The sequence below is a fragment of the Paenibacillus sp. DMB20 genome (assembly GCF_000987955.1).
GTDB lineage: Bacteria > Bacillota > Bacilli > Paenibacillales > Paenibacillaceae > Paenibacillus_AQ.
Window position 1 is genome coordinate 1 of the sequence record NZ_LAZU01000052.1, and the last position, 4,482, is coordinate 4,482.

Sequence of the window (4,482 nt, forward strand, 5' to 3'; positions counted from 1 at the left end):
GGTATCGGTCTGCGATTCCGACTCGTCCAACATCAATACAACCTATTAATTTCCCCTCGTCAAAAATAAGGTTATCAAGTGAGAAATCACCATGAGTGACGACTGAATCCGGTGAGAATGGCAAAAGTTTATGCATTTCTTTCCAGACTTGTTCAACAGGCCAGCCATTACGCTCGTCATCAAAATCACTCGCATCAACCAAACCGTTATTCATTCGTGATTGCGCCTGAGCGAGACGAAATACGCGATCGCTGTTAAAAGGACAATTACAAACAGGAATCGAATGCAACCGGCGCAGGAACACTGCCAGCGCATCAACAATATTTTCACCTGAATCAGGATATTCTTCTAATACCTGGAATGCTGTTTTCCCGGGGATCGCAGTGGTGAGTAACCATGCATCATCAGGAGTACGGATAAAATGCTTGATGGTCGGAAGAGGCATAAATTCCGTCAGCCAGTTTAGTCTGACCATCTCATCTGTAACATCATTGGCAACGCTACCTTTGCCATGTTTCAGAAACAACTCTGGCGCATCGGGCTTCCCATACAATCGATAGATTGTCGCACCTGATTGCCCGACATTATCGCGAGCCCATTTATACCCATATAAATCAGCATCCATGTTGGAATTTAATCGCGGCCTAGAGCAAGACGTTTCCCGTTGAATATGGCTCATAACACCCCTTGTATTACTGTTTATGTAAGCAGACAGTTTTATTGTTCATGACCAAAATCCCTTAACGTGAGTTTTCGTTCCACTGAGCGTCAGACCCCGTAGAAAAGATCAAAGGATCTTCTTGAGATCCTTTTTTTCTGCGCGTAATCTGCTGCTTGCAAACAAAAAAACCACCGCTACCAGCGGTGGTTTGTTTGCCGGATCAAGAGCTACCAACTCTTTTTCCGAAGGTAACTGGCTTCAGCAGAGCGCAGATACCAAATACTGTCCTTCTAGTGTAGCCGTAGTTAGGCCACCACTTCAAGAACTCTGTAGCACCGCCTACATACCTCGCTCTGCTAATCCTGTTACCAGTGGCTGCTGCCAGTGGCGATAAGTCGTGTCTTACCGGGTTGGACTCAAGACGATAGTTACCGGATAAGGCGCAGCGGTCGGGCTGAACGGGGGGTTCGTGCACACAGCCCAGCTTGGAGCGAACGACCTACACCGAACTGAGATACCTACAGCGTGAGCTATGAGAAAGCGCCACGCTTCCCGAAGGGAGAAAGGCGGACAGGTATCCGGTAAGCGGCAGGGTCGGAACAGGAGAGCGCACGAGGGAGCTTCCAGGGGGAAACGCCTGGTATCTTTATAGTCCTGTCGGGTTTCGCCACCTCTGACTTGAGCGTCGATTTTTGTGATGCTCGTCAGGGGGGCGGAGCCTATGGAAAAACGCCAGCAACGCGGCCTTTTTACGGTTCCTGGCCTTTTGCTGGCCTTTTGCTCACATGTTCTTTCCTGCGTTATCCCCTGATTCTGTGGATAACCGTATTACCGCCTTTGAGTGAGCTGATACCGCTCGCCGCAGCCGAACGACCGAGCGCAGCGAGTCAGTGAGCGAGGAAGCGGAAGAGCGCCTGATGCGGTATTTTCTCCTTACGCATCTGTGCGGTATTTCACACCGCAATGGTGCACTCTCAGTACAATCTGCTCTGATGCCGCATAGTTAAGCCAGTATACACTCCGCTATCGCTACGTGACTGGGTCATGGCTGCCGCCCCGACACCCGCCAACACCCGCTGACGCGCCCTGACGGGCTTGTCTGCTCCCGGCATCCGCTTACAGACAAGCTGTGACCGTCTCCGGGAGCTGCATGTGTCAGAGGTTTTCACCGTCATCACCGAACGCGCGAGGCAGCTGCGGTAAAGCTCATCAGCGTGGTCGTGAAGCGATTCACAGATGTCTGCCTGTTCATCCGCGTCCAGCTCGTTGAGTTTCTCCAGAAGCGTTAATGTCTGGCTTCTGATAAAGCGGGCCATGTTAAGGGCGGTTTTTTCCTGTTTGGTCACTGATGCCTCCGTGTAAGGGGGATTTCTGTTCATGGGGGTAATGATACCGATGAAACGAGAGAGGATGCTCACGATACGGGTTACTGATGATGAACATGCCCGGTTACTGGAACGTTGTGAGGGTAAACAACTGGCGGTATGGATGCGGCGGGACCAGAGAAAAATCACTCAGGGTCAATGCCAGCGCTTCGTTAATACAGATGTAGGTGTTCCACAGGGTAGCCAGCAGCATCCTGCGATGCAGATCCGGAACATAATGGTGCAGGGCGCTGACTTCCGCGTTTCCAGACTTTACGAAACACGGAAACCGAAGACCATTCATGTTGTTGCTCAGGTCGCAGACGTTTTGCAGCAGCAGTCGCTTCACGTTCGCTCGCGTATCGGTGATTCATTCTGCTAACCAGTAAGGCAACCCCGCCAGCCTAGCCGGGTCCTCAACGACAGGAGCACGATCATGCGCACCCGTGGGGCCGCCATGCCGGCGATAATGGCCTGCCTTCTCGCCGAAACGTTTGGTGGGCGGGACCAGTGGACGAAGGCTTGAGCGAGGGCGTGCAAGATTCCGAATACCGCAAGCGACAGGCCGATCATCGTCGCGCTCCAGCGAAAGCGGTCCTCGCCGAAAATGACCCAGAGCGCTGCCGGCACCTGTCCTACGAGTTGCATGATAAAGAAGACAGTCATAAGTGCGGCGACGATAGTCATGCCCCGCGCCCACCGGAAGGAGCTGACTGGGTTGAAGGCTCTGCAATGGGCATCGGTCGAGATCCCGGTGCCTAATGAGTGAGCTAACTTACATTAATTGCGTTGCGCTCACTGCCCGCTTTCCAGTCGGGAAACCTGTCGTGCCAGCTGCATTAATGAATCGGCCACGCGCGGGGAGAGGCGGTTTGCGTATTGGGCGCCAGGGTGGTTTTTCTTTTCACCAGTGAGACGGGCAACAGCTGATTGCCCTTCACCGCCTGGCCCTGAGAGAGTTGCAGCAAGCGGTCCACGCTGGTTTGCCCCAGCAGGCGAAAATCCTGTTTGATGGTGGTTAACGGCGGGATATAACATGAGCTGTCTTCGGTATCGTCGTATCCCACTACCGAGATATCCGCACCAACGCGCAGCCCGGACTCGGTAATGGCGCGCATTGCGCCCAGCGCCATCTGATCGTTGGCAACCAGCATCGCAGTGGGAACGATGCCCTCATTCAGCATTTGCATGGTTTGTTGAAAACCGGACATGGCACTCCAGTCGCCTTCCCGTTCCGCTATCGGCTGAATTTGATTGCGAGTGAGATATTTATGCCAGCCAGCCAGACGCAGACGCGCCGAGACAGAACTTAATGGGCCCGCTAACAGCGCGATTTGCTGGTGACCCAATGCGACCAGATGCTCCACGCCCAGTCGCGTACCGTCTTCATGGGAGAAAATAATACTGTTGATGGGTGTCTGGTCAGAGACATCAAGAAATAACGCCGGAACATTAGTGCAGGCAGCTTCCACAGCAATGGCATCCTGGTCATCCAGCGGATAGTTAATGATCAGCCCACTGACGCGTTGCGCGAGAAGATTGTGCACCGCCGCTTTACAGGCTTCGACGCCGCTTCGTTCTACCATCGACACCACCACGCTGGCACCCAGTTGATCGGCGCGAGATTTAATCGCCGCGACAATTTGCGACGGCGCGTGCAGGGCCAGACTGGAGGTGGCAACGCCAATCAGCAACGACTGTTTGCCCGCCAGTTGTTGTGCCACGCGGTTGGGAATGTAATTCAGCTCCGCCATCGCCGCTTCCACTTTTTCCCGCGTTTTCGCAGAAACGTGGCTGGCCTGGTTCACCACGCGGGAAACGGTCTGATAAGAGACACCGGCATACTCTGCGACATCGTATAACGTTACTGGTTTTCACATTCACCACCCTGAATTGACTCTCTTCCGGGCGCTATCATGCCATACCGCGAAAGGTTTTGCGCCCATTCGATGGTGTCCGGGATCTCGACGCTCTCCCTTATGCGACTCCTGCATTAGGAAGCAGCCCAGTAGTAGGTTGAGGCCGTTGAGCACCGCCGCCGCAAGGAATGGTGCATGCAAGGAGATGGCGCCCAACAGTCCCCCCGGCCACGGGGCCTGCCACCATACCCCACGCCCGAAACAAGCGCTCATGAGCCCGAAGTGGCGAGCCCCGATCTTCCCCATCGGTGATGTCGGCGATATAGGCGCCAGCAACCGCACCTGTGGCGCCGGTGATGCCGGCCACGATGCGTCCGGCGTAGAGGATCGAGATCTCGATCCCGCGAAATTAATACGACTCACTATAGGGGAATTGTGAGCGGATAACAATTCCCCTCTAGAAATAATTTTGTTTAACTTTAAGAAGGAGATATACCATGGGCAGCAGCCATCATCATCATCATCACAGCAGCGGCCTGGTGCCGCGCGGCAGCCATATGGCTAGCATGACTGGTGGACAGCAAATGGGTCGCGGATC

The 4,482-nt window shown here is 54.0% G+C and carries 3 protein-coding genes and 3 pseudogenes; 1 reads left to right on the forward strand and 5 read right to left on the reverse strand.

What is annotated here, in order from left to right; translation table 11 throughout:
* Positions 1–679: APH(3') family aminoglycoside O-phosphotransferase (locus XI25_RS27820; protein ID WP_046681131.1), on the reverse strand; the 679-nt coding region annotated here is incomplete at its 3' end.
* Between the two features lie 956 nt (positions 680–1,635).
* The gene (locus XI25_RS37110) at positions 1,636–2,040 is read right to left on the reverse strand and encodes a Rop family plasmid primer RNA-binding protein (RefSeq protein WP_442950444.1); all 405 of its coding nucleotides are present in this window, start codon (positions 2,038–2,040) and stop codon (positions 1,636–1,638) included.
* Between XI25_RS37110 and XI25_RS37115 the strand changes: the two genes are divergently transcribed.
* A complete protein-coding gene (locus tag XI25_RS37115; RefSeq protein ID WP_000538659.1) occupies positions 2,039–2,407 on the forward strand; it encodes a hypothetical protein in 369 nt (122 codons plus the stop codon). The genes XI25_RS37110 and XI25_RS37115 overlap by 2 nt on opposite strands.
* Positions 2,408–2,424: 17 nt before the next feature.
* On the opposite strand, the pseudogene XI25_RS27835 reads toward XI25_RS37115, so the two are convergent.
* The 3 pseudogenes from XI25_RS27835 to XI25_RS32610 form a co-directional block, all read right to left on the reverse strand.
* Positions 2,425–2,771, reverse strand: a pseudogene (locus tag XI25_RS27835) (hypothetical protein); the annotation flags it as partial.
* A gap of 49 nt (positions 2,772–2,820) precedes the next feature.
* Positions 2,821–3,899 (reverse strand): annotated as a pseudogene (lacI, locus tag XI25_RS27840) (DNA-binding transcriptional repressor LacI); the annotation flags it as partial.
* Between the two features lie 90 nt (positions 3,900–3,989).
* Positions 3,990–4,272 (reverse strand): annotated as a pseudogene (locus tag XI25_RS32610) (MFS transporter); the annotation flags it as partial.
* Between the last annotated feature and the right edge of the window lie 210 nt (positions 4,273–4,482).